The organism is Alphaproteobacteria bacterium (assembly GCA_015231795.1).
Classification (GTDB): domain Bacteria; phylum Pseudomonadota; class Alphaproteobacteria; order Rhodospirillales; family WMHbin7; genus WMHbin7.
In genome coordinates this window covers 113,711-135,747 of the sequence record JADGAX010000001.1, presented here as the reverse complement: position 1 = coordinate 135,747, position 22,037 = coordinate 113,711, and the positions used below count along the sequence as shown (strand labels likewise).

At 60.1% G+C, this 22,037-nt stretch carries 24 protein-coding genes; 4 read left to right on the top strand and 20 right to left on the bottom strand.

Going from position 1 to position 22,037, the window contains the following annotated elements:
- Positions 1-68 precede the first annotated feature (68 nt).
- The gene (locus HQL44_00605) at positions 69-296 is read left to right on the top strand and encodes a hypothetical protein (protein ID MBF0267069.1); all 228 of its coding nucleotides are present in this window, start codon (positions 69-71) and stop codon (positions 294-296) included.
- A complete protein-coding gene (locus HQL44_00600; protein MBF0267068.1) occupies positions 293-556 on the top strand; it encodes a hypothetical protein in 264 nt (87 codons plus the stop codon). Before HQL44_00605 ends, HQL44_00600 begins: the two co-directional genes overlap by 4 nt.
- A gap of 8 nt (positions 557-564) precedes the next feature.
- On the opposite strand, the gene gloA is transcribed toward HQL44_00600, so the two are convergent.
- The 14 genes from gloA to HQL44_00530 all read right to left on the bottom strand — a co-directional run bounded on the left by gloA (position 565) and on the right by HQL44_00530 (position 13,649).
- Positions 565-957: a lactoylglutathione lyase gene (gloA, locus tag HQL44_00595; protein MBF0267067.1), complete on the bottom strand. Its 393-nt coding sequence runs from the start codon at positions 955-957 to the stop codon at positions 565-567.
- Positions 954-2,114, bottom strand: coding sequence for a lipid-A-disaccharide synthase (gene lpxB / locus HQL44_00590; protein ID MBF0267066.1), 1,161 nt, complete (start codon positions 2,112-2,114; stop codon positions 954-956). The genes gloA and lpxB overlap by 4 nt, the downstream gene beginning before the upstream one ends.
- Positions 2,111-2,929 (bottom strand): UDP-2,3-diacylglucosamine diphosphatase LpxI, encoded by an 819-nt coding sequence (gene lpxI, locus HQL44_00585; GenBank protein MBF0267065.1) that lies wholly within the window; start codon positions 2,927-2,929, stop codon positions 2,111-2,113. The genes lpxB and lpxI overlap by 4 nt, the downstream gene beginning before the upstream one ends.
- Position 2,930: 1 nt before the next feature.
- Entirely contained in the window at positions 2,931-3,749 is an 819-nt protein-coding gene (lpxA, locus tag HQL44_00580) for an acyl-ACP--UDP-N-acetylglucosamine O-acyltransferase (protein ID MBF0267064.1), read from the bottom strand.
- Between the two features lie 120 nt (positions 3,750-3,869).
- The gene (fabZ, locus tag HQL44_00575) at positions 3,870-4,331 is read right to left on the bottom strand and encodes a 3-hydroxyacyl-ACP dehydratase FabZ (GenBank protein ID MBF0267063.1); all 462 of its coding nucleotides are present in this window, start codon (positions 4,329-4,331) and stop codon (positions 3,870-3,872) included.
- A 25-nt stretch (positions 4,332-4,356) separates the two neighbouring features.
- Positions 4,357-5,406, bottom strand: coding sequence for a UDP-3-O-(3-hydroxymyristoyl)glucosamine N-acyltransferase (gene lpxD, locus HQL44_00570; protein ID MBF0267062.1), 1,050 nt, complete (start codon positions 5,404-5,406; stop codon positions 4,357-4,359).
- 17 nt (positions 5,407-5,423) lie between these two features.
- Positions 5,424-6,071 carry an OmpH family outer membrane protein gene (locus HQL44_00565; protein MBF0267061.1) on the bottom strand — a complete coding sequence of 216 codons (648 nt, stop codon included), beginning with the start codon at positions 6,069-6,071 and terminating at the stop codon, positions 5,424-5,426.
- A complete protein-coding gene (bamA, locus tag HQL44_00560; protein ID MBF0267060.1) occupies positions 6,072-8,309 on the bottom strand; it encodes an outer membrane protein assembly factor BamA in 2,238 nt (745 codons plus the stop codon).
- Between the two features lie 180 nt (positions 8,310-8,489).
- Positions 8,490-9,608 (bottom strand): RIP metalloprotease RseP, encoded by a 1,119-nt coding sequence (gene rseP, locus HQL44_00555; GenBank protein ID MBF0267059.1) that lies wholly within the window; start codon positions 9,606-9,608, stop codon positions 8,490-8,492.
- 29 nt (positions 9,609-9,637) lie between these two features.
- Positions 9,638-10,807, bottom strand: a complete 1,170-nt coding sequence (locus HQL44_00550; protein ID MBF0267058.1) for a 1-deoxy-D-xylulose-5-phosphate reductoisomerase — start codon at positions 10,805-10,807, stop codon at positions 9,638-9,640.
- Positions 10,801-11,619, bottom strand: a complete 819-nt coding sequence (locus HQL44_00545) for a phosphatidate cytidylyltransferase (protein MBF0267057.1) — start codon at positions 11,617-11,619, stop codon at positions 10,801-10,803. Before HQL44_00545 ends, HQL44_00550 begins: the two co-directional genes overlap by 7 nt.
- Positions 11,603-12,343, bottom strand: a complete 741-nt coding sequence (locus HQL44_00540) for an isoprenyl transferase (GenBank protein ID MBF0267056.1) — start codon at positions 12,341-12,343, stop codon at positions 11,603-11,605. The genes HQL44_00545 and HQL44_00540 overlap by 17 nt, the downstream gene beginning before the upstream one ends.
- Positions 12,340-12,906, bottom strand: a complete 567-nt coding sequence (gene frr, locus HQL44_00535) for a ribosome recycling factor (protein ID MBF0267055.1) — start codon at positions 12,904-12,906, stop codon at positions 12,340-12,342. The genes HQL44_00540 and frr overlap by 4 nt, the downstream gene beginning before the upstream one ends.
- 20 nt (positions 12,907-12,926) lie before the next feature.
- Positions 12,927-13,649 (bottom strand): UMP kinase, encoded by a 723-nt coding sequence (locus tag HQL44_00530; protein MBF0267054.1) that lies wholly within the window; start codon positions 13,647-13,649, stop codon positions 12,927-12,929.
- A 156-nt stretch (positions 13,650-13,805) separates the two neighbouring features.
- Between HQL44_00530 and HQL44_00525 the strand changes: the two genes are divergently transcribed.
- Both HQL44_00525 and HQL44_00520 read left to right on the top strand, forming a co-directional pair.
- Complete coding sequence (locus HQL44_00525) at positions 13,806-14,087, top strand: type II toxin-antitoxin system Phd/YefM family antitoxin (protein ID MBF0267053.1); 282 nt, start codon at positions 13,806-13,808, stop codon at positions 14,085-14,087.
- Between the two features lie 9 nt (positions 14,088-14,096).
- The gene (locus HQL44_00520; GenBank protein MBF0267052.1) at positions 14,097-14,504 is read left to right on the top strand and encodes a putative toxin-antitoxin system toxin component, PIN family; all 408 of its coding nucleotides are present in this window, start codon (positions 14,097-14,099) and stop codon (positions 14,502-14,504) included.
- 94 nt (positions 14,505-14,598) lie between these two features.
- Here HQL44_00520 and HQL44_00515 read toward each other — a convergent pair whose 3' ends face one another.
- The 6 genes from HQL44_00515 to HQL44_00490 form a co-directional block, all read right to left on the bottom strand.
- A complete protein-coding gene (locus tag HQL44_00515; protein ID MBF0267051.1) occupies positions 14,599-15,525 on the bottom strand; it encodes an elongation factor Ts in 927 nt (308 codons plus the stop codon).
- A gap of 27 nt (positions 15,526-15,552) precedes the next feature.
- On the bottom strand, positions 15,553-16,338 hold the full coding sequence (gene rpsB / locus HQL44_00510) for a 30S ribosomal protein S2 (GenBank protein MBF0267050.1): 786 nt from the start codon (positions 16,336-16,338) through the stop codon (positions 15,553-15,555).
- A gap of 266 nt (positions 16,339-16,604) precedes the next feature.
- On the bottom strand, positions 16,605-17,867 hold the full coding sequence (locus HQL44_00505; GenBank protein ID MBF0267049.1) for an SLBB domain-containing protein: 1,263 nt from the start codon (positions 17,865-17,867) through the stop codon (positions 16,605-16,607).
- Complete coding sequence (locus HQL44_00500) at positions 17,864-19,462, bottom strand: FAD-binding protein (protein ID MBF0267048.1); 1,599 nt, start codon at positions 19,460-19,462, stop codon at positions 17,864-17,866. Before HQL44_00500 ends, HQL44_00505 begins: the two co-directional genes overlap by 4 nt.
- Positions 19,463-19,466: 4 nt before the next feature.
- Entirely contained in the window at positions 19,467-20,120 is a 654-nt protein-coding gene (locus HQL44_00495) for a 2Fe-2S iron-sulfur cluster binding domain-containing protein (GenBank protein ID MBF0267047.1), read from the bottom strand.
- A 135-nt stretch (positions 20,121-20,255) separates the two neighbouring features.
- Positions 20,256-21,938, bottom strand: a complete 1,683-nt coding sequence (locus tag HQL44_00490; protein ID MBF0267046.1) for a HAMP domain-containing protein — start codon at positions 21,936-21,938, stop codon at positions 20,256-20,258.
- Between the last annotated feature and the right edge of the window lie 99 nt (positions 21,939-22,037).

Genomic DNA, 22,037 nt, shown 5'->3' with positions numbered 1-22,037 from the left:
AAGATGTGTAGCGCGCTTTAAGGTGGGGGTCCCTTTTATTTTGCCTGTGTTTGGGCTATGCTCGGGCCATGAACAAGATGCTGGAAAAGGCTATCGCCGAACTTTCCAAACTGCCCGAGGCCGAGCAGGAGGCTTATGCCGCGCGGTTGCTTGACGAGTTGGAGATTGAGCGCGGTTGGGATGAGCGTTTCGCCAAAACCCAGTGTTTATTGGGCGAAATGACGGCGAAGGCGCGTGCCGAGGCGGCAGGGGGCGGGCTGTTTTCTTTCGATCCTTCGAACCGCCCTGCCCGGTGATTTCCAGAACCACCAAGACCTTTTGGCAACATTACGAGGCTCTGCCGCTTGCCGCCCAGCGCCAAGCCATGCGCGCCTATGCGCTATGGCAAAGCGATCCCTGGCATCAAAGCCTGCACTTCAAATGCGTTTCCGAAAAGCATGGCACTTGGTCGGCGCGTGTCGGCATTCACTGGCGGGCGCTGGGCTTTAGGGATGACGAGGCCGTCACTTGGTTCTGGGTCGGGTCGCACGCCGACTATGACCGCTTGATCGGGTAATCCCCACCCTACCGCTCGATCAGTTCGATCTTGTAGCCGTCGGGGTCTTCGATGAAGGCGATCACGGTTTTGCCATGCTTCATCGGACCCGGAGCGCGAACGATCTTGACACCTGCCGCCGACAATCGCTCGCAGACGGCGTAGATATCGGCAACCCCCAGGGCCAGATGCCCAAAGCCCGAGCCGATGGCGTAGGGTTCCTTCTGATCCCAATTATGCGTCAGCTCCAGCACGGTGTTGGCCCCCTCGTCGCCATAGCCCACGAAGGCCAGGGTGAAACGTCCCTCGGGGTAATCCGATTTGCGCAGCAGCGACATGCCAAGATGGCGCGTGTAGAAATCGAGCGACGCATCCAGATCGAAAACGCGGATCATGGCGTGCAGGAATCGAAACTGGCTCATGGCTTGATCATCTCCAAAACGGCTTGCGCCGCACGCTGGCTGGGCGACGACCCTCCCAGTCCCAGGCGGCGCATGGCTTCATCCAAATCCTGTATCTGGCTCTGGCGCCGTTCGCCATCCGCCATCAGGGCCAGCACCTCGCCGGACAATCGATCCGGCGTGCATTCTTCCTGTAGCAGTTCGGGCACCGCCAAACGTTCCAGCAAAATGTTCGACAGATTGACATAGGGTATCTTGAACAATCTCCTGGCCGCCATCACGGTGATGGGGTTCAGCTTATAGGCCACGACATGGGGAAGGCGCGCCATGGCCAATTCCAGCGCTACCGTGCCCGATGCCGCCATGGCCGCCCTGGCCGCCGCGAAGGCGTCATACTTTTCTTGCGTGCCGCGCAGGACCAGCGTGGGAACAGACCAATCGGCGACGGACGAAGCCACCGGCCCCGCCACGGTATCGACCGTTGGCACCAGCACGGTCAGGCCAGGATGGCGCTTGGCGATCAGTTTCACCGCCTGTTCGAACACCGGCAGCAGGCGCTTCACCTCGCCCATGCGACTGCCCGGCAGCACGGCCAAAAGCGGCACATCGCGCCCGATGCCGTGGCGGCTGCGAAATGCCTCGGCGTCGCCCGCATCGGCCCCGCTTTCGATCACCGGATGGCCAACGCAGATCGTATCCAACCCATGACGCTGGAAATAGGGAAGCTCGTGCGGAAACAAGGCCAGCAGGCGATTGACGTAACGGGCAACCCCCTTGGCGCGGATTTCCTTCCAGGCCCAGACCATAGGCGCCACATAATGAATGCGGGGAATGCGCGATCCTTGCTTGTAAAGGGCGCGGGCGACGCGCCCGGTAAAGCCCCAGGAATCGACGGTGATCACGGCATGGGGCTGAAAGCGTTCGATGGCGGCCAGGGTTTGATCGAGGCGCTTCAAGATCAGGGGCAGACGCGGCAGAACCTCGACCAGCCCCATCACGGACAGGTCGGCGATGGGAAACAGGCTTTGCAGCCCCTGGGCCGCCATATTCTCGCCACCCACGCCCGCAAACGAGGCCCGACCATCCGAAGCACTCTGCAAGGCCAGCATCAGTCTGGAAGCCAGAAAATCGCCCGATGGCTCGCCCGCGATCAAAAAGAAGCGCAAGGGCTGGTTCATGCGGTTACGCCGACGACGAACAGCCCCAGCCGGTCAGCGCTTTCAATCAGAGCACTTTCGTCCAGCACCAACGAGCGCGAGGTTTCGACGGCGATGCCGCGCAGACCCGCCGCATGCGCCTGCGCCACCGTATCCGGGCCGATGCTGGGCAGATCGACCCGGCGTTCCTGCTGCGGCTTGGCCGTCTTGACCAGCACGCCGCCCTCGCCGTCCCGCCTTAACTCCTTGCAACGCGCGATCAGCGCCGCCGTTCCCTCAATCGCCTCAAGGCCCAGAACCAAACCTTGCTGCACCACCACGGCCTGGCCGACATCCAAGGCCCCCAGAGCCTTGGCGACCCGAACGCCCAGGGCGATATCGGTCAAGGCTTGTTCATCGGGCGCATGACGCCCATAAGCGCCCTCGCGGGCCAACAGGCTTTGCAGAATGTCGTCGGGTCCCAGCACGTTGAAGCCTTCGGCCTCGAATTCCTTGATCACCACCTTCAGCAAGCCGTCATCGCCCAGTGCTCCCAGGCCGATGCGGGCAAAGAATTTGGCGGCCCGCCAATCGGGCGCCAGTTCCTTCAGGCTGGGACGGCGAACGCCGCCCGCCATCACCACATCCGACGCTTTGGCGTTTCGCAACGCGTCGAAGCCCTGACCGGCGGCGCCCAGGCGCACCCAGGCATGCGGCAATTTCGACGCCGCGATGAAGGCGGGATCGGCTTGCCCTTCCAGGGCCAACAAGAAAACGTCTCTGCCTTGAGAAAGTGCGGCACTCGCCACAAGCTCCGCCAAGCGTCCGGAACCGGCGATGATGCCCAGCGTTGCCATATCAGGTCGCCGTGGGGGTTCCGGGAACATTCTCCCAATTCGGACGACAGATGGCGCGCGAGGAATCGGCGCGCACGAAATCGACGATTTCCATCACGCAACCGACATCCTTGAACAGATTTGCCACGTCGTCCAAACGCTCGGCCATCGTGCCTTCCTGGCTGAACAGAACGCGGTAGGCGTTGCGCAGGGCGTGAATGTCGTCGCGCGCGAAGCCGCGCCGCTTCAGCCCGACCAGATTAAGCCCCGACAGATAGGCGCGGTTGCCCATCACGGCGCCATAGGGAATGACGTCGTTCTCGACCCCGCTCATGCCGCCGATCATGGTGTGCCTGCCGATGCGCACGAATTGATGGACGGCGCAAAGCCCGCCCAGAACCGCATTGTCGCCAACCTGCACATGACCTGCCAAGGTGGCGTTGTTGGCCAGGATGACGTTGTTGCCGACGATGCAATCATGCGCCACATGGGCGCTCATCATGAAAAGGCATTCGTCGCCGACCTGGGTGATCATGCCCCCGCCTTCGGTGCCGGGATTCATGGTGACATGTTCGCGGATTTGGTTGCGCTCACCGATGATCAGTTCGCTGGGTTCGCCCTTGTATTTCAGGTCCTGCGGCTGAAGCCCGATCGAGGCGAAGGGGAAAATGCGGGTTTCGGCGCCGATCTTCGTTCTGCCGCCCACCACGACATGGGCGATCAACTCAACACCACGCCCCAACTCCACATCGGGACCGACCACGCAGAAGGGGCCGATCGAGACGCCTTCGGCCAGCTTGGCCTTGGGATCGACGACGGCGGAGGGATGGATGTTCGTCATGACTTGATTGTCCGATGCGATGCGTGAGAAGGCGCTTCATTCTAAAAGCCGACAAGGGATCGACAAGTCACTTCGCGTTACGGAATGTTACCGCAAGCAATCGAAGCGACTGGCCAGCCGTCAATTGTCGACAATCATCGCCGTATAGGTCGCCTCGGCCATCACTTGGCCGTCGACCTTGGCCTGCGCGGTGAACTTCCAGACATTGCCGCGCGAACGTTCCTTCTTCACATGGATCTTCAGTTGATCGCCGGGCACGACCGGCTTTCTGAAGCGGGCTTCCTCGACCGACATGAAATAGACCAGCTTGCCTTCGGAATTCGGCCCCAATGTCTCGACCACCAGCACCGCCGCCGTCTGCGCCATACATTCGATGATCAGCACGCCCGGCATGATGGGACGCGACGGAAAATGGCCCTGAAAGAACGGCTCGTTCATGGTGACGTTCTTAAGGCCGACGGCGCTTTCGTCGGGCACCACGTCAAGAACGCGGTCAACCAGCAAGAAGGGATAGCGATGCGGGATCATCTGAACGATACGGTTGATATCGATCACGCGGGGGGCATTCGTCGTCTCGGTCATCCCAGCAACTCCTCTTCACTTGCCGTCAATCTGATTCGGAACTTTTCTTGGCGGAACCCATCTTGCGCGATTCACGCAAGAGAAATTTGTGAATCTTCAGATACTCTCTCATCTCGACGGCCGGATAGCCCATATAAGTGGCGCCGTCGGGCACGAAGCCCTGAACGCCGCTGCGGGCCAGGATGGTGACGCCAGAGCCGATGCGGCTGTGATCGGCCACGCCCACTTGGCCATAAAGCAACGACAGATCGCCAATCGTGGTGCTGCCGGAAATGCCTACCTGGGCGGTGATTCCGCAACCCAGACCGGTGCGCACATTGTGGCCGATCTGAACAAGATTGTCGATTTTGGTGTGTGGCCCGATGACCGTGTCGCCGGTGGCCCCGCGGTCGATGGTGGTGTTGGCGCCGATTTCCACATCGTCGCTGACGATGACCAGCCCCATCTGCGGCAACTTGACGTGACGTCCATCGCGCGAGGGCGCAAAACCGTAACCGTCCTGGCCGATGGCGACGCCCGGATGAAGGATGACGCGCTTGCCGATTTCGCAGCATTGCAAGGAAACCAAAGGGCCGATGCGGCTGTCGTCGCCGACGACGACGGAACGGCCGATCACGGCATTGGCCCCCACATGCACGCGGTCGCCAAGCACCGCGTTGCGACCGATCACGGCCCCAGGCTCAATGCGAACACCCTGCCCCAGCTTGGCGGACGGATCGACGCTGGCCGTGGGCGCAACCCAGGGGTCTGGCGCGTTCTGCGGATAAAAGGCCTGGGCGATCAAGGCATAGGCGCGTTTGGGATCAGGATGGATCAGGCAAGCCATGCCAGGGGGCGCCAGATCGGCCAAGGCCGGGGAAAGAATGCAAGCGCCGGCCTTCGAGGCGGCCAAGGCATCCTTCAGCTTGCGTTCGGATAGAAAAACGATTTCCGTCTCAAGGGCGGAGTCTAGCGCGGCAACGTCCGAGATTTGTCGAACTGGATCGCTGGCCGGAGCCAACTGGGCGCCGGCAAGGCGCGCCAATTCCTCCAAGGAAAATGGGCCGGCACGGTCAAAGAATCGTAAATCCGCCATGCCGGCCCCTTATCCTCTTACTTTTTCTTGGCGTCCTTGGCTGCGGCGCCCTGCCTCTTGGCATTCTCGGCATCAACCCTGGACTGAAGCTCTTTTTCAACTTCCATGGGATTGGGGAAGGTGATTTCCTTGACCTTGGTATTCAAGCGCTCGAGCACCGCATCGGTCCTATCCATGGCAGGCTCGAAATATTCGACCTGCGTGCGCGAGAGAACCAGATTGGCCCCCACTTCCGAAGCGAACTCGCGGACGATCTGCGACAGATGCATGCCGACCTGCTTCATCGCCGTGTCGGTCGCCGTATCCAGGCTTAGGAAGCGAATGCGCGTGCGCTTCTCGAAATTAGCCGCCTTCGCGTTGAAGGCCTTCTGCTTCTCGACGAAGGCTTCAGGCGACAGAACGGTGCGCTGATCGACAATCTGCTTTTCCTCGTCGCGCAACTTATTGCCTTCGGCATCGAATTCCTTGCGGAACTTCTCGGCGAAGGTCTCACGCGTCTCGCGAATTTTCTTCGTCTGACGCGATTCGTTCAGCACCTTCGGAATATCGACAACCATGACGGTTGCCGCCGGAACCTTGGCTTCGGCAGCAATGGCCGGCAAAGCAGAGAAGGCAAGGGAAATACCAAGGGCAACGGCCCCCAGGCTGCGCATGCGAATTGTCATTTAGAACCTCGTACCAAAATTGAAGCGGAAAACTTCGGTCTCGTCGTAGTTTTCCTTGGTGATGGGGAAGCCAAAATCGAGACTCATCGGACCAATAGGCGACTTCCAATTGACGCCGAAACCGACAGACGTTCGGATCAAGTTTGAGCTGTCGACTGTTGCTGAATCATTGTCATCGGCAGCCCCCAAGGTTCCCACATCGGAGAAGACCTTGCCTTCAATGCCGTATTCATTGGGCAAACCGATCGGGAAGGTCACCTCGGCCGAACCGGAAGCCATCCAGTTGCCGCCCAAGGCATCATCAGTCGACTTATCTCTGGGGCCAATACCCGACTGCGCAAAGCCGCGCACGGACTCGCCACCCATGAAATAACGATCAACGATGCGAATATCCTTACCGATGCCAAAGATATATCCCGAGCGGCCAGAAACGGCCAAGGTCCATTGCTCTGCCAGGGGATAGTAATAACCGGCATCGAAATCGGAACGGAGATAGCGCTCTGTGCCGCCAAAACCAGCCAGATCATTGCTCATGCGCATGAAATAGCCGTCAGTTGGGTTTAGCCTGCTGTCGCGACGATCATAGAGCAATGTCTGAGAAACGGCTGACGTTATCGAAGTGCCTTTCTGCGACTGGATGTAGCGTGAAGCCAGGGCAGAAACATCCTCGACTTTGGACTGCTTAAGCCCATATCGAACGCTCTGGCTCAGATTCTCGGTCAGACGATAACCTGCCCTCAAAGCGCCGCCGGTATCCGTTTGTTTATAGGAACTGGTCTTCTTGTAATCAGTCGTCCGATGGAACAAATCGAAGCCGACCGCCACTTCACGTTCCATGAAATATGGCTCGGTGAACGACAGGTCGATCTTCGTGGATTTCTGTCCCAACGAGAATTTGGCCAGCAAATCCTGCCCGCGCCCCAGCAAATTGCGCTCGCGCACGCCGATTTCGAACAAGGCGCCCGCCGTCGTCGACCAGCCGACGCCGAAGGACAATTCGCCAGTCGACTTCTCCTGAACATCCACCTTGACGATCGTGCGGTCAGGATAGTCGTCGGATGGCACATTATTGACTTCAACCTTTTCGAAGAAGCCCAGATCTTGCAAGCGCTGACGCGAACGGCGCAGCTTGGCCGAATTGAAGGCGTCGCCTTCGACCAAGCGGAACTCGCGCCGGATAACCTTGTCCAGCGTGCGCACATTGCCCGTGATGTCAATGCGCTCGACAAAAACGCGCGGCCCTTCCTGGATATCGAAGGTGATATCCAAAGTGCGCTTGTCCTTGTTGCGCTCGATTCTGGGACGCACTTCGCCGAAAGCGTAGCCCTTCGTGCCGACCAGATCGGTGATTTTCTGAACCGAATTCTCGACCTTGAGCGAGTTGTACCAATCGCCCTTCTCGAACTGGACGACGTCGAAGACATCCTCTTTCTTGATCTGCGGCAGCGCCAGATCGACATCGACTTTGCCGATCTTATAGCGCTCGCCTTCCTCGACCGTGAAGGTGATGAAGAACTCGTCTTGCGTCGGGCTAAGTTCCGCCTGCGCGGAAACCACCCTGAAATCCGCATAGCCGCGCTTCATGTAGAAGCGGCGCAGCAGTTCGCGGTCGTAGGTGACGCGGTCGGGATCGTAATTGTCGTCCGATGAGAAGAAGCGCCACCAGCGCTCTTCCTTGGTCTGCAAGGCTTCACGCAACGTGGCGTCTGCAAAATGCTTGTTGCCGACGAATGCGATGCGTTTGACGCCCGTCCGCTTGCCTTCGTCAATCTCGTAAACCAGATCGACGCGGTTCTGATCAAGCTGGATAACCTTGGGATCGACCGTGGCCGCGAAACGGCCCTGGCGACGATAGATGTCCAGCATGCGCTTGACGTCGGATTGCACCTTGGTGCGCGTGTAGACGGTACGCGGCTTCATCTGCAACTCGGGCGTCAGCGTCTCGTCCTTGACGCGCTTGTTGCCCTCAAGCTGGATGCGGTTGATGATCGGATTTTCGATCACCTTGACGAGCAGCGTGCCACCTTCGCGCTTGATGCTGACATCCGCGAACAAGCCGGTCGCAAACAAGGACTTCAAGGAACGGTCGATGCGTTCCGGATTGAAGGCGTCGCCCTCCTGAACCAGCAGATAGGAGCGGATGGTTTCCGGCTCGATGCGCTGATTGCCCTGGAAGGTCACCTGACGGATGACGCTGCCGATTTCCGAATTGTCGACCTGAATGCGCGGCGATGCCATGGGAACAGGCGGTTCTTCCGCCGCCCAGGCCGACCCGGCCCAAGCAATCCCAGCAACCAAACACATTGCTGCCAACGCCGTTCCTGCATTCTGCAGCGACTGTACCGGGCGAATAGGCAAAGCGTCCCCTCTTCCCACACGATTCCGTGGCGCGGCCCGATCCTCTGTCCGGTCGGCTCCCTAACCCTTCAGGAAGTCGAACACCTTCAAGTGAATCAAGTCGTTCCACGTTGCGAACACGAACAATGCTAGTACCAGAAAGAGGCCGATTCGGAAACCATATTCTTGCGCCTGCTCGGATAATGGCCGACGGATGACGCCTTCAATGGCATAGAACAAAAGGTGGCCACCATCCAACATAGGTATCGGGAAAAGGTTAATCAACGCCAGATTGATCGATAGCACCGCGATAAACGTAATGAAATTGGCGGCCCCGCCCTGGGCTGCCTCGCCGGAAAATTTGGCGATTCTGAGGGGCCCGCCCAAATCGCTGGTGTCCCGGCTGCCGGTAATCATCTGCCCCACGGCCGACAAGGTCGAGCTGGTGATCACCCAGGTCTGGCGGAAGGACTCGTAAACCGCCGCCCCCGGCGACAGCATCACGACTTGGCTTTCGGCCATCGACGCCGAAATGCCCAGAAGCGGCGTGCGCTGAACATTGCCGAAACGGTCGGTCAGTTCGGTCATGGTGGGCGTGATCGGCAGGTCCAGGGATTGTCCGGCGCGCTCAATGGTCAAATCAAGCCGGGAACCATCGCCCAAGCGGACAATTTGTTGAATTTGCTCGAAACGTTCGATGGCCGCGCCATTGATGGCTGTAATGCGGTCTTGCTCTTGGATGCCCGCCTTCTCGGCTGCGGACCCGGGCGAAACAGCCCCCACGACCGGCGGCGTATTCAACTGCCCTACCGTCATGAACAGCACGGCCAGAACGATGATGGCGAAGAATAGATTGGACAAGGGGCCAGCCGCCACGATGGCGGCCCTTTGTCCCAACCGCTTGTGGTGGAAGGAAACCGCCTTTTCCTCTTCGGTGAATTCGCGCGTCGTGTCGGGCTTGCTGCTTTCGTCCTCGTCGCCGAACATCTTGACGTAACCGCCGAATGGGATCAGTCCCAGTTTCCAGCGCGTTCCGTTCTTATCATTGAAACCAAAGAGTTCTTTCCCGAACCCGACCGAAAAGACCAGAACCCGCACACCGTTGCGGCGCGCCACCCAATAATGGCCCAACTCATGCACGAAGACCACGACGGTCAACAGAATCAGGAAAGGAAGAATGTAATTGATCAACACGTCCAACTTGGAAACTCCTTAATGCGCCAGATTTCTCAATGAGTCAGTCTTCTGGCGATTTCCTGGGCACGAATTCTGGCCTCGGCATCGGCGGCCAGAACGTCCTCAAGCCCTTGCAGCTCTGAGGCCTCGACGGCCTCCATGGTTTCGGCCACCAGCCTGGCGATATCCAGGAAACCGATCTTGTGGTCCAGGAACAGGCTGACGGCGACTTCATTGGCCGCATTCAAAATAGTAGGCATCGAACCGGCGCGGCGCAAGGCGGCCCGGGCCAATTCAAGCGCAGGGAACCGTTTGTTGTCTGGCCGCTCGAAGGTCAGCGTCGCTATATCGGCCAGATTGAGGCGCGGCACCGGGGCGCTGATGCGCTTGGGCCAACCCAGGGCGTAGGCGATGGGGGTTCGCATGTCGGGCGCGCCCAATTGCGCCAAGACCGAGCCATCGACATAGGCGACCAGACTGTGGATGACCGACTGGGGATGAACCAGGACGTCGATCTTCTCTTCGGGCATGTCGAACAGATGATGCGCCTCGATCAGTTCAAGTCCCTTGTTCATCATGGTGGCGGAATCGACCGATATCTTGGCGCCCATGCTCCAATTGGGATGCGCCACCGCCTGTTTGGGCGTGACGCGGGCCATTTCGTTGCCGCCCATGGTGCGGAACGGGCCGCCGGAAGCGGTCAGGATGATCTTCTCGACCTTGTCCTTCTGCTCAAAATCCAATACCTGAAAGATGGCGCTGTGCTCGGAATCGACCGGAATGATGACGGCGCCCGAATCCCTGACCGCCCGGGTCACCACGTCACCCGCCGATACCAGCGTTTCCTTGTTGGCCAGGCCAACCACGGCGCCGCGCTCTATGGCCTTCATGGTCGGCTTCAAACCCGCCGCCCCCACGATGGCCGCCATTACCCATTTGGCCGGACGGTCCGCCGCCGCAATCACGGCGTCGTCGCCTGCCGCCACTTCGATTCCCGTGCCGGAGAGGCCTTCCTTCAAGGCCGCATAGAATTCCGGATCGGCCATCACGGCCAGCTTGGGTTTCAAGGTCTTGGCCTGTTCGATCAGACGTTCGACATTGCGCCCAGCCACCAGCGCCTCGATCCGGTAAGCCTGCGGATCGCGGGCCAGAAGATCGAACGTGCTCATGCCGATCGAACCGGTCGATCCCAGCACGGTGACGGACAAAGGCTCGCCTACCATTCAAAGCCTCCATCGAAGGTCGCCAGATACAATATTCCCAGGGCGAATCCCGCCGCCAACAAGCCGTCGATACGGTCCAACAAGCCGCCATGCCCTGGAATCAACTGGCTTGAGTCCTTAGCGTCGAAACGGCGTTTGACGAAGGATTCGAACAGGTCGCCGACTTGCGCCACCACGGCCAAAGCCGCCCCCATCAACCCCAGCTTGGGGGCGGGAGAAACGAAGCCGAGCCAGCTTCCGCCCCACATGGCGATCACGGCGGCCGCGATCATGCCGCCCGCCAGACCTGCCCAGGTCTTCTTCGGACTGATCGACGGAGCCAGCTTCGGCCCGCCGATCAGAAGACCGGCGGCATAAGCGCCGATGTCCGTCGCCCAGACGATCAAGAACAGCCAGATCAGGATGGATTGTCCTTCGGGAGCGGCGCGCAGCATCAACAAGGCCGCCAAGGGCAGAACGATATAGGGCGCTCCCGCCGCCATCCAACCGCGCAAGCCCACCGGCGCCAGCAGGCTGGCGACCAAGGCGCCCACTCCCATCGCCACCAAAGCCAGCAGCGGCAGTGGAAGCAGAATAAGGGCGACGACGCTGGCCAAGGCCAAGGCGATGCCAGGGCCTGCAAAACTTTCCTTGGAGACCAGCTTCTCCCATTCCCAGGCCATGACGATGGCGGCCAGCACCGTCATCCCCTCGAAATAGGGCGAACCGTACCAAACGGCCGCCAGCACCGGAGGCGCCAGCAAGACCGCGGAAAGAATGCGCAATGTCAGGGAATTCAGGGAAACAGCCACCCGATCAGCCCGCCTGACCATAACGGCGCTCACGCCGATGGAATTCCGAGATCGCCTCTTCCAGCTGCGGCCGCCCGAAATCGGGCCATAAAACGTCCTGGAAAACAAATTCGGCATAGGCCGCCTGCCAAAGCAGGAAATTGCTGACCCGCTTTTCGCCTGAAGTGCGGATCAGCAAATCGGGATCAGGGATATTCGCTGTGAAAAGGCGACTGGCGAAAACATCTTCCGAAATCTCATCAGGCTCCAGCGTTCCCGCCTTGACCTCCCTGGCCAGACGCTGCGCGGCGCTCACGATCTCCTGACGACCGCCATAGCTGAGCGCCATCACGACATCGAGCGCGGTGTTCGATGCCGTTTTGGCTTCCGACTCCTCGATCAATTTCACGATGTCTTCAGACAGGCGCGAGCGGTCGCCGATGATGCGCAGGCGAACGCCTGCCGTATGCAGTTCCTTGACCTCATTGCGCAGGTAAAAGCGCAACAGCCCCATCAGATCGCTGACCTCGTCGGGCGAACGTTTCCAATTCTCGGAGGAAAAGCCGAACAGCGTCAGATAGCGAACGCCCAGTTCGCGGCAGGCCTTGATGGTGGCGCGCACCGCCTCGGCGCCCTTGCGATGCCCGGCCGTGCGCGGCAAGCCGCGCGACTTCGCCCAGCGCCCATTGCCGTCCATGATGATGGCGACATGGGCGGGCGGCAAAGACATATCGCCCGATGAGGGAAGAGCGCCGGAAAGGCTCATACCTGCATGATTTCCTTTTCCTTATGGGCCAGGGCATCATCGACATGCTTGATCGCCTCGTCGGTCAGGGCCTGGATTTCCTTGTCCTGATGGTGATGTTCGTCTTCCGAGATGACCTTGTCCTTTTCCATCTTCTTAAGCGCGTCCATGGCGTCGCGGCGCACATTGCGCACCGCCACCTTGCCCTGTTCGGCATATTTATGGGCCACCTTGACCAGTTCCTTGCGCCTTTCCTCATTCAGCGCAGGAATGGGCACGCGCACCATCTGGCCGTCGGCCATCGGATTGAGGCCCAGGCCGGCATCGCGGATGGCCTTCTCGACCGCCTTGACCATGCCCTTGTCCCACACCTGGACCGACAGCATGCGCGGCTCGGGCACATTGACCGTGCCCACCTGATTGAGCGGCATTTCCTGGCCATAAGCCTCGACGATCACCGGGTCGAGCAGCGACGCCACGGCGCGCCCCGTGCGAAGGCCAGCGAATTCCTTGCGCACCACTTCGACAGTGGCGTCCATGCGCCGCTTGATATCCGACTTCAATTCCTGAACCGTTGCCGCCAAGGCTCTTCTCCTTCGAATTCTTACCCGTTGTCGATCAGCGTAAAGCGACCCTTGCCTTGGGCCGCCTCGGTGAAAGCGCCGGGATTGTGCAGCGAAAAGACTAAAATGGGAATGTTGTTCTCACGGGCGACGGCGATCGCCGCCGCATCCATGACCTTCAGGTCCTTGTTCAGCACTTCCGTGAAGGTCAAATGGTCATAGCGCTTGGCGTTGGCGTCCTTCTTGGGATCGGCGGTATAGACGCCATCGACCTGAGTCGCCTTGTAAAGCGCGTCGCAGCCCATCTCGGCGGCACGCAAGGCCGCCGCCGTGTCGGTGGTGAAGAACGGATTGCCCGTGCCAGCCCCAAAAATCACCACCCGGCCCTTTTCCATATGTCGGATGGCGCGCCTGCGGATATAGGGTTCGCTGATCTGCGCCATGGGAATCGCCGACTGGACGCGGTTCTGGACGCCGATTCGCTCCAGCGCGTTCTGGATGGCCAGCGCGTTGATGACGGTGGCCAGCATGCCCATGTAATCGGCGCTGGCCCGCTCCATGCCGCGCGCCGCACCCGCTAAGCCCCTGAAAATATTGCCGCCGCCGACCACGACGCCGACCTGGATGCCCAGCGCCACCACCGATTTGATGTCGTCGGCCAGCCGGGCCAGGGTGGCGTCGTCCAATCCGTATTGGCCGTCACCCATCAAGCCTTCGCCCGAGATTTTAAGCAGGATTCGGCGAAACGTCTTGGCGCTGGACATGGAATTCCCTGGTTTTGACGATGTGGACGGCTGAATAGCGGCGCGGATATTAGCAACCCATGGGGCATGGGGCTAGTGCGTTAAAGAAAACTTGTCATCGAATAGAAACCATACCATACTGGTCAATATGATCATAACGATAATGGCGGAGCTTTTATGATTTCGGAAACCAATGCCGTCAAATTCCGCCAGAATCTTGGCGAGATGTTGAACCAAGTCCAATACCGCCACGACAGTATCGTCATCAACAAGGACGGCAAGCCCGTAGCGGCGCTCATCGACGCAGGCTTGTTCGAACGCATCCGCAAAATGCAAGACAGGTTCGAAACGCTTTGGAACAGAATGAGCGATGGTTTTGCCCAGGTTCCAATCGAAGAAGGAATGGTTGAAATCAATCGCCTTGTCGCTGACGAACGCGCCAAACGCAAAAGAGGTTAGGGCTTGGCGCTGAAAGTCGTCCTTGATACGAATGTTTTAGTCTCTGGACTTGCCTATCCATCCAGCGTTCCGGGAAAAATCGTCGCCACTTGGCGCCAAGGCGGGTTGGATGTCGTCCTCTCGCTCTATATCCTGGACGAGCTTGCCAGGGTTCTGCCTCGTTTAAACCACCGCCTGAACTGGCAACCGACGGACTTTGCCAATCTGATCGACATCCTGGCAATGCTGGCCGATCTTGTTGAACCGGCGATGATCATAAATAGCGCCCTGCGCGACGAAAACGACATCCCGGTGCTGGGTACGCATCTGGCGTCGAATGCAGATTATCTGATTACCGGCGATGCTGATTTACTGATTTTGAGCGACCGTTACCCCATCCTGACACCCGCCGAATTCTGGCGACGGCACGGGGCTTAACGTAACGAAAAGGGCGGACCCGAAGGTCCGCCCTGATCGATTTCTAGCATCATCCTTCGAGACGCCGCGTTGCGGCTCCTCAGGATGAGATTCTCTACTTCTTTGCCAACTGCTCGGCCACTTCGGCGGCGAAGTCTTTCTCTTCGCGCTCGATGCCCTCGCCCAGCGCGAAACGCACGAAGCCGGTGATCTGGATCGGAGCACCCGCTTCCTTGCTCGCCTTCTCGACGATCTGCTTGACCCTGCTCTCGCCGTCGATGACGTACAACTGTTCCAGCAGCACCACGTCCTCGTAGAACTTGCGCACGCGCCCATCCATCATCTTCTCGATGATGTTGTCGGGCTTGCCGGTGGCGCGGGCCTGTTCGCGCAACACGTCCTTCTCGCGCTCAAGCGCCGACGTATCGACCGAATCGACGGTCAGGAACTGCGGATTGGCCGCCGCCACATGCATGGCGATCTGCTTGCCGACCTCGGCCAGCTTGGCCTTGTCGCCCGTGCTTTCCAAAGCCACCAGAACGCCGATCTTGCCAAGGCCCGGAGCGGCGGCGGAGTGCATATAGCCAGCCACCACGCCATCCTTGACCGACAGGGCGGCCGTGCGGCGCAGATTCATGTTCTCGCCGATGGTGGCGATCAGGTTGGTCACCTTGTCGGCCACCGTGCCGCCTTCGGGCCAGCTGGCGGCCTTCAGCTTCTCGATGTCGCCGCCGCAACCCAAGGCGATCTCGGCCACCTTCTTGGCATAGGCCTGGAACTGGTCGTTGCGGGCCACGAAGTCGGTCTCGGCATTCACTTCGGCCAAGGCGCCCTTGGTGCCATCGGTCGCCATGCCCACCAAGCCTTCGGCAGCCACGCGGCCAGACTTCTTGGCGGCAGCCGCCAAGCCCTTCTTGCGCAGCCAATCGACGGCGGCTTCCAGATCGCCAGCGGTCTCGCCCAGCGCCTTCTTGCAGTCCATCATGCCAGCGCCGGTTTTTTCGCGCAGGTCCTTGACCAGCGCAGCGGTAATTTCGGCCATCTTACAATATCCTTTTTCTTGAAGGCGTTACTCGGCCTGGGCTTCGGCGGGGGCTTCTTCAGCCAGAGCCGCTTCGACAGGCAGTTCGGCCTGAGCGCCGACATCGATTCCGGCCTTGGTCATCTCGGCCTGAATGCCGTCCAGCACCGAACCCGAAATCAGGTCGCAATACATGGTCACGGCGCGAATGGCGTCGTCATTGCCGGGAATCGGGAACGAGATGCCGTCGGGATCGCTGTTGCTGTCCAGCACGGCCACCACGGGAATGCCCAGCTTGACGGCTTCCTGAATGGCGATGCCTTCCTTGTTGGTGTCGATCACGAACATGATGTCGGGAATGCCGCCCATGTCCTTGATGCCGCCCAGCGACAGGTCCAGCTTCTCGCGCTCGCGCGACAGGTTCAGCTGTTCCTTCTTGGTCAGGCCGGCCACATGGCCGGAAGCCAACTGCTCTTCCATTTCCTTCAGGCGCTTGATCGAGCGCGAAATGGTCTTCCAGTTGGTCATCATGCCGCCCAGCCAGCGGTGATTGACGTAATACTGACCGCATTTCTTGGCGGCCTGGGCCACCGGGTCCTGGGCAGAACGCTTGGTGCCGACGAACAGCACGCGTCCGCCGCCCGCCACCACGTCGCGCACGGCCTGCATGGCCCGGTGCAGCATGGGAACGGTCTGCTGGAGATCGATGACATGGATGCCGTTGCGAACCCCGAACAGATAGGGGGACATCTTGGGGTTCCAGCGGCGGGTATTGTGGCCGAAGTGAACGCCCGCTTCTAGCAACTGGCGCATCGAGAAATCAGGTAGAGCCATGAGATTACTTCCTTTTCCGGTTGTCGTCAGCAGGTTCTGTGACCGGTTTCCCGGCACCGGAAGGGCAAGACCATAGGCCAAGCCCAACACCTGCTTGTGGATTTAGAGGCCGGGGTTGTACCCCTGCCCACCCCCAAATACAAGTGAAATCTCGATGATTCGTGCCAAGCGGCAAAATCCGCTTGGACGCGGGCAAGACCCGCGCGCGAGCATTCCTGCGAGCGAGAGCCAAGCGCCAAGGGCGCGCCCGGCGACTGAGGGCTACATTATGAACGGCCGGATTTCGCCACCGCCTGCACGAATTCGTCGTTGAAATGGCCAAAAGCGCTGTCGAGAAGCATCGCAGCGCCGTTCACCAGATGGCAACGCCCGCTGCCCGGCAACATGGCGCAGAGATTCTTCAGCGTATTCAGATCCGACATGGTGCCGCGCCCGGTATCGATGCGATCCAAAAGGCGGCTGATGGTGGCGGTGCCGGTCTTGCAGGAGGTGCATTGTCCGCAAGACGAATGGGCGAAGAAGCGTTCGTACTCGGCCACCCGCTTGACGATGCCGGTCCCTTCGGACACCACGATCATGGCGCCGGTGCCCAGATTGCTGCCCCTGGCCTTGAGGGATTCGAAATCGAGCGCCACATCCAGATCGGCAGGCGTCAGAAGCGTGCTGGACGGCCCGCCCGTGAAAACCGCCTTCAAGGGCTTGCCCGACAGCAATCCGCCGCCATGGTCGAAGATCAGTTCGCGCAGGCTTGTCCCCTTGGGCAGTTCGTACACGCCCGGATGCAGCACGTCGCCGCTGAGCGAATAGAGCTTGGTGCCAAGCCCTGGCGCCTTGCCAAGGTCTCGGAACCACTGGGCGCCATGGACGGCGATATGCGACACATAGGCCAGGGTTTCGACATTGTTGATCAGCGTGGGGCAGCCCTTGATGCCCGACTGCGCCGGATAGGGCGGCTTGCCGCGCGGAAAGGGAAAACGCCCCTCGATCCATTCCATGGCCGCCGTCTCTTCGCCGCCGATGTAATGGCCCGAGCCGGGAGCCAGCAGCAGTTCCAAGGGCCTGCCCAGGGCCGTCGTGGCCAGTTCCACCAGATCCGAGGATTTCCATTGCTCGAGGGCGATGCGCATGGCGGCCAACGAGCGCGACAGATCGGGATTGACGTAGAACACCACGCGATTGGCGCCGACGGCCAGCGCCGTAGTGACGGCGCCCTCGATCACCTGATGCGGGGTTTCTTCCAGCAGCAGCCGGTCCTTGAAGGTGCCCGGTTCGTCCTCGTTGCCGTTGACGACCAGATATTTGTCGGGTTTGGGTGTTTCTGCCGCCACCGCCTCCCACTTCTTCCAGGCGGGAAAGCCGCTGCCGCCCAGGCCGCGCAACTCGGCCTGCTTGACCTGTTCCAATATGGCGGCGGGAGAACGCACGGCCAGGATGATCGCCTTGCCGCCGCCCAATTGCCGCCAGCGCTGCATATTGGCGCCGACCCGCTGATCGGGGTGCAGCAGCACCAGCGTCGTCTTTGGATTCATCGGCTCCATAGCCCCCCCCTGGCATAGCTGGGCAGGATCTCGGGCGCCCGGCGCGACAACGGCATGCCAGCCAGTGTCAAGGCCCGGCGCAACTGATTGATATGTTCCAACGTCACCTTCTTGGGACCACGGTCGCGCTTGGCGGCTGCGGCGGCTGCGATGCCCGCGCGCCGTCCGAAACAGATGATTTCAAGCAGGGCGTTGCCCATGATGCGGTTGCGCCCGTGAATGCCGCCCGCCGCCTCGCCGATGGCGAACAGGCCTGGAACCGTGGTTGCCCCCTTGGAATTGATGATGATGCCGCCATTCTGGTAATGCAGGGTGGGATGCACCAAAAGCGGCTGGGTGCGCGGATCAAGGCCCGACCCCCTGGTGCGCGACATCAGATTGGGGAACTGACGCTCAAGCAAACCCGGCTGCGAATTCTCAAGACGCGGCGTATCCAGCCAAACCCCCTTGCGCTCGTCATCAATGCGAATGCCGCGCCCTTCTTGGCATTCGCGCAGGATGGAGGCGCAGACGATGTCCCTGGGCTGCAATTCATCGACGAAACGCTGGCCCTTGCCGTTGATGAGAAGAGCGCCCGCCGCGCGCACGCCCTCGGTGACCAACTTGCCCGACAGATGCGACGGATAGACAAGCCCGGTGGGATGATATTGAAAGGAATCAAGCTCGGTCAGTTTGGCGCCGATCCGATAGGCCAAGACCAGACCGTCGCCCGTGGCGCCCAAATGGTTCGAGGTGGGAAAGCCGTTCAGGTGCAATCGTCCCAGCCCGCCAGTGGCCAGAATCACCGACCGCGTGCGGACGATACGCTTTTGCCCATCGGCCAGCGACATCAAGACGGCACCCGCGCATTTCAATCCGAACTCGTTGGACAACAACTCAACGGCTGGGCTTTGTTCCCAGACGTCGATGCTGCGATGCTGGAACACGGCCTCGCGCAGAACGCGCATCATCTCAAGCCCAGTATAATCACGGCAATAGACCAGCCTAGACGCGCTCATGCCGCCCGCCCGCCTAGTTTGCAAATCGCCGCTGGGCGTCAGTTCGAACTGCATGCCCAGATTGATCAGCCAGCGCAACACGTCGGGGCCGTCTTCGGCCATGCTGGCGACCAAACTTGGATTGCCCGCATGATGGCCGCCGCGCAGCGTATCTTGGATATGTTTTTGAATGGAATCGTCCGGTTCGATGGCGGCCTGAATGCCGCCCTCTGCCATCACCGTATTGCTGTCGCCCAGGCGCAGCTTGGTGGCCAGCAGGACTTTGGCCCCTTGTTCGGCCGCCATGAGGGCGGCGGCGCAACCCGCCCCGCCGCCACCGATGACAAGCACGTCGGCGTCGATGACCGGAACGCCCGCCAGATCGGCTTCGTCGATGAAGGCCTCGGTTTGCAGCAGATTAGCCAGATCGCGCTGGCAACTGTCGCCGGAATTGACACCCACCGACAATTTGACGACGGAACCGCGCAAATGATCGGGATGGTATTCGCTCAGCAGCGAATCGGCATCGGTCATGGGCGGCACCTGCCCCGGATCGGAATCGGGGCGGTAGGCGGCCAAGGCTTCTTGCAACGGAATGCCCTTGTTCATGGCGTCATTCCTCGCCTTTGTCGTTGCCGTCCGCTTCCTCGCGCTTTTTGCGCAATTCCTCGATCCGCGAGATCAGGTTGGGTGGGCGCAAGTGGAAATGCGCCGTCACCCGCCTGCAAAACAAGCCGACATGGGCCGGAGCGATCAGTTCAGGACAGGCCACGTCGCACAATTCGCACATGACGCATTCGAAGAAGATTTCTCCCGCCTCGCGATAGCGCCCGCTCGCCGCCAGGGCGACGCCATCCTCGACCGTGATGTCCTTGGGGCAAGATTGATTGCAGCCATGACAATGGCGGCAACGCGACGCTTCGGGAAAAATGCCGTGAAAGCGCGCATGAATGTCCCAACTGTCCTTGAAATCGGCAATGTCGTAGAAATGACGCGAGGCGGAAGCGGCCGGCAGGAAAATGACGTCCAGCCCCTTTTCGACAAAGGTCTGGCAGGCCAAGCCGACAGTGACCTGACGATCACGGCGCATCATGACGCGGCACGAGCCGCAAACGCCCTCCATGCAGCCCACATTGGTAATGCCGGGCACGCCCGCCTGCCAAGCGGCCTCGACCAAAGTCATGCCTTCGCGCGCATCAACGGATTGGCCGTTGATGTTCAGGCGAATGGCTGGTTGATCGGCGCGATCATGGGCTGGTCTCGACATCGTGTCCTTGGCGCTGTCGTGAAGTGAATAAGCCATTCTGGCTTTTTCACGGCCCCTTGCGCAACCCAAAGAAGGACAGTCTCCTCCCTAACCTTTCGGGGAGGTCGCATCCAACCTTGCAGATGAGCAATAACGCTACGCGGCTTTCACGCCCGACAGGAATCCATCGACCTGCTGGCGCAATTGCTCGGTTTCACGGCTCAGCCCTTCCGCCGCGATCAGCACATGTGAAGCAGAGCCGCCAGTTTTCTCGGCACCCTGAGTGACGCCAGCGATGTGGCTGGTCACTTCAGCCGTCGCCCCCGAGGCCTCCTGCACATTGCGGGCGATTTCCTGGGTGGCAGCACCTTGCTCTTCCACCGCCGAGGCGATGGCGGTGGAAATCTGATTCACCTCGCCGATCACCTTGGTGATGCTTTCGATGGCGTTGACGGCATTCTGGGTTGCCCCTTGAACGGCGGAAATCTGTTGGCTGATTTCATCGGTGGCCTTGGCTGTTTGGTTGGCAAGGCTTTTGACCTCGTTGGCGACCACGGCGAATCCCTTGCCTGCGTCCCCTGCCCTGGCGGCCTCGATGGTGGCGTTCAAGGCCAAAAGATTGGTCTGCGACGCGATGTCGTTGATCAGGTGCACGACCTCGCCGATCCGGTTGGCGGCCTCGGCCAGTCCCTGCACCATGGCGTTGGCGCGTTCGGCCTCGTCGGCGGCGCCGTGGGCAACCTTGGTCGATTGCGCCACTTGGCGGCTGATTTCCTGAATCGATGCCGACAATTCCTCGGCGGCGGATGCAACGGTTTGCACATTCGTCGAGGCTTCCTGAGACGCGGCGGCGACGGCGGTGGCTTGGCGCATCGTCTCGTCGGCGATGGTCGACATGTTCTTGGCCGTCGTTTCAAGATCGGTTACCGAGCTTAGAACCTGGCGCATGACGCCGCCGACCGAATGGTCGAAATTGTCGGCCAGGGAATGCATGCCTTGCCTGCGTTCCTCTTCGGCAGCCTTCTTCTGCCTGTCCTGTTCGGCGCGCAAACGATCCATCTCAAGCGCGTTTTGCTTGAACACATCGACGGCGCGGGCCATCTCGCCCACTTCGTCCTTTTGGCTTAAGGCAGGAATTTCAGCCTGACGGTCGCCATCCGCCAAACGGCGCATGGATTTGGTCAACGCGTTGACCGGACGGATGATCGCGCCAGCCGTTATGACCAAACCGACAATCATCAACAGCGCCGTAACGACATAGGTCAGCGACGATATCAGGGTCAGGCGGCCAAGCCAGCCATCCTGTTCCTTCTTGGCTTCGTCCATTTCGCCGCGCAACGATTGCTCGAAGCGGGCCAGATTGTCGGCGATTCCATCGCCCGTCTTGTCCAGTATGTCGTCGATCTCGGCGAAGGCGTCTTCACCGGCGCGGCTTTCAATCGCCTTGACCAGATTTCCAGTAATGCCAGTTTTCAATTCGGCAACGGATGACTCGAGACCGGCGGCCAGTTGCTTTTCTTCCGCAGTGTCGGCGTAGACCTGAAGGCTTTTGGCGCCTTCTGACAATTTCGAAAGACCGTCGGTCATGTCCTTCATGCGTTCGGGCTGGATCTTGCCTTCATCCTTGTCGATGATCGAATCCATGGCGCCCAGCATGATGGCCAGAATCTCGCGGCGCATTTCTTCGACGGCGGCCAATTGCGAGCCGCGCATTTCGGCGAAAGCGAAGGATTCCTTCAAGATGGAATTGACCCACAGGATGCTGCCCGCCAAGACCGATTGGCCAAGAATGGCAACGACGCCCAGTGTAATCAGCTTTGACTTGATCGTGCCTTGCATGACCGCCTCCCAAAATTACAAGCACCGCCCAGAAACCGAACTCTCTCAGTCATCCTAGGTTTGACTTGGTCCTTGGCGGTAAATAATTCCAGACTGACG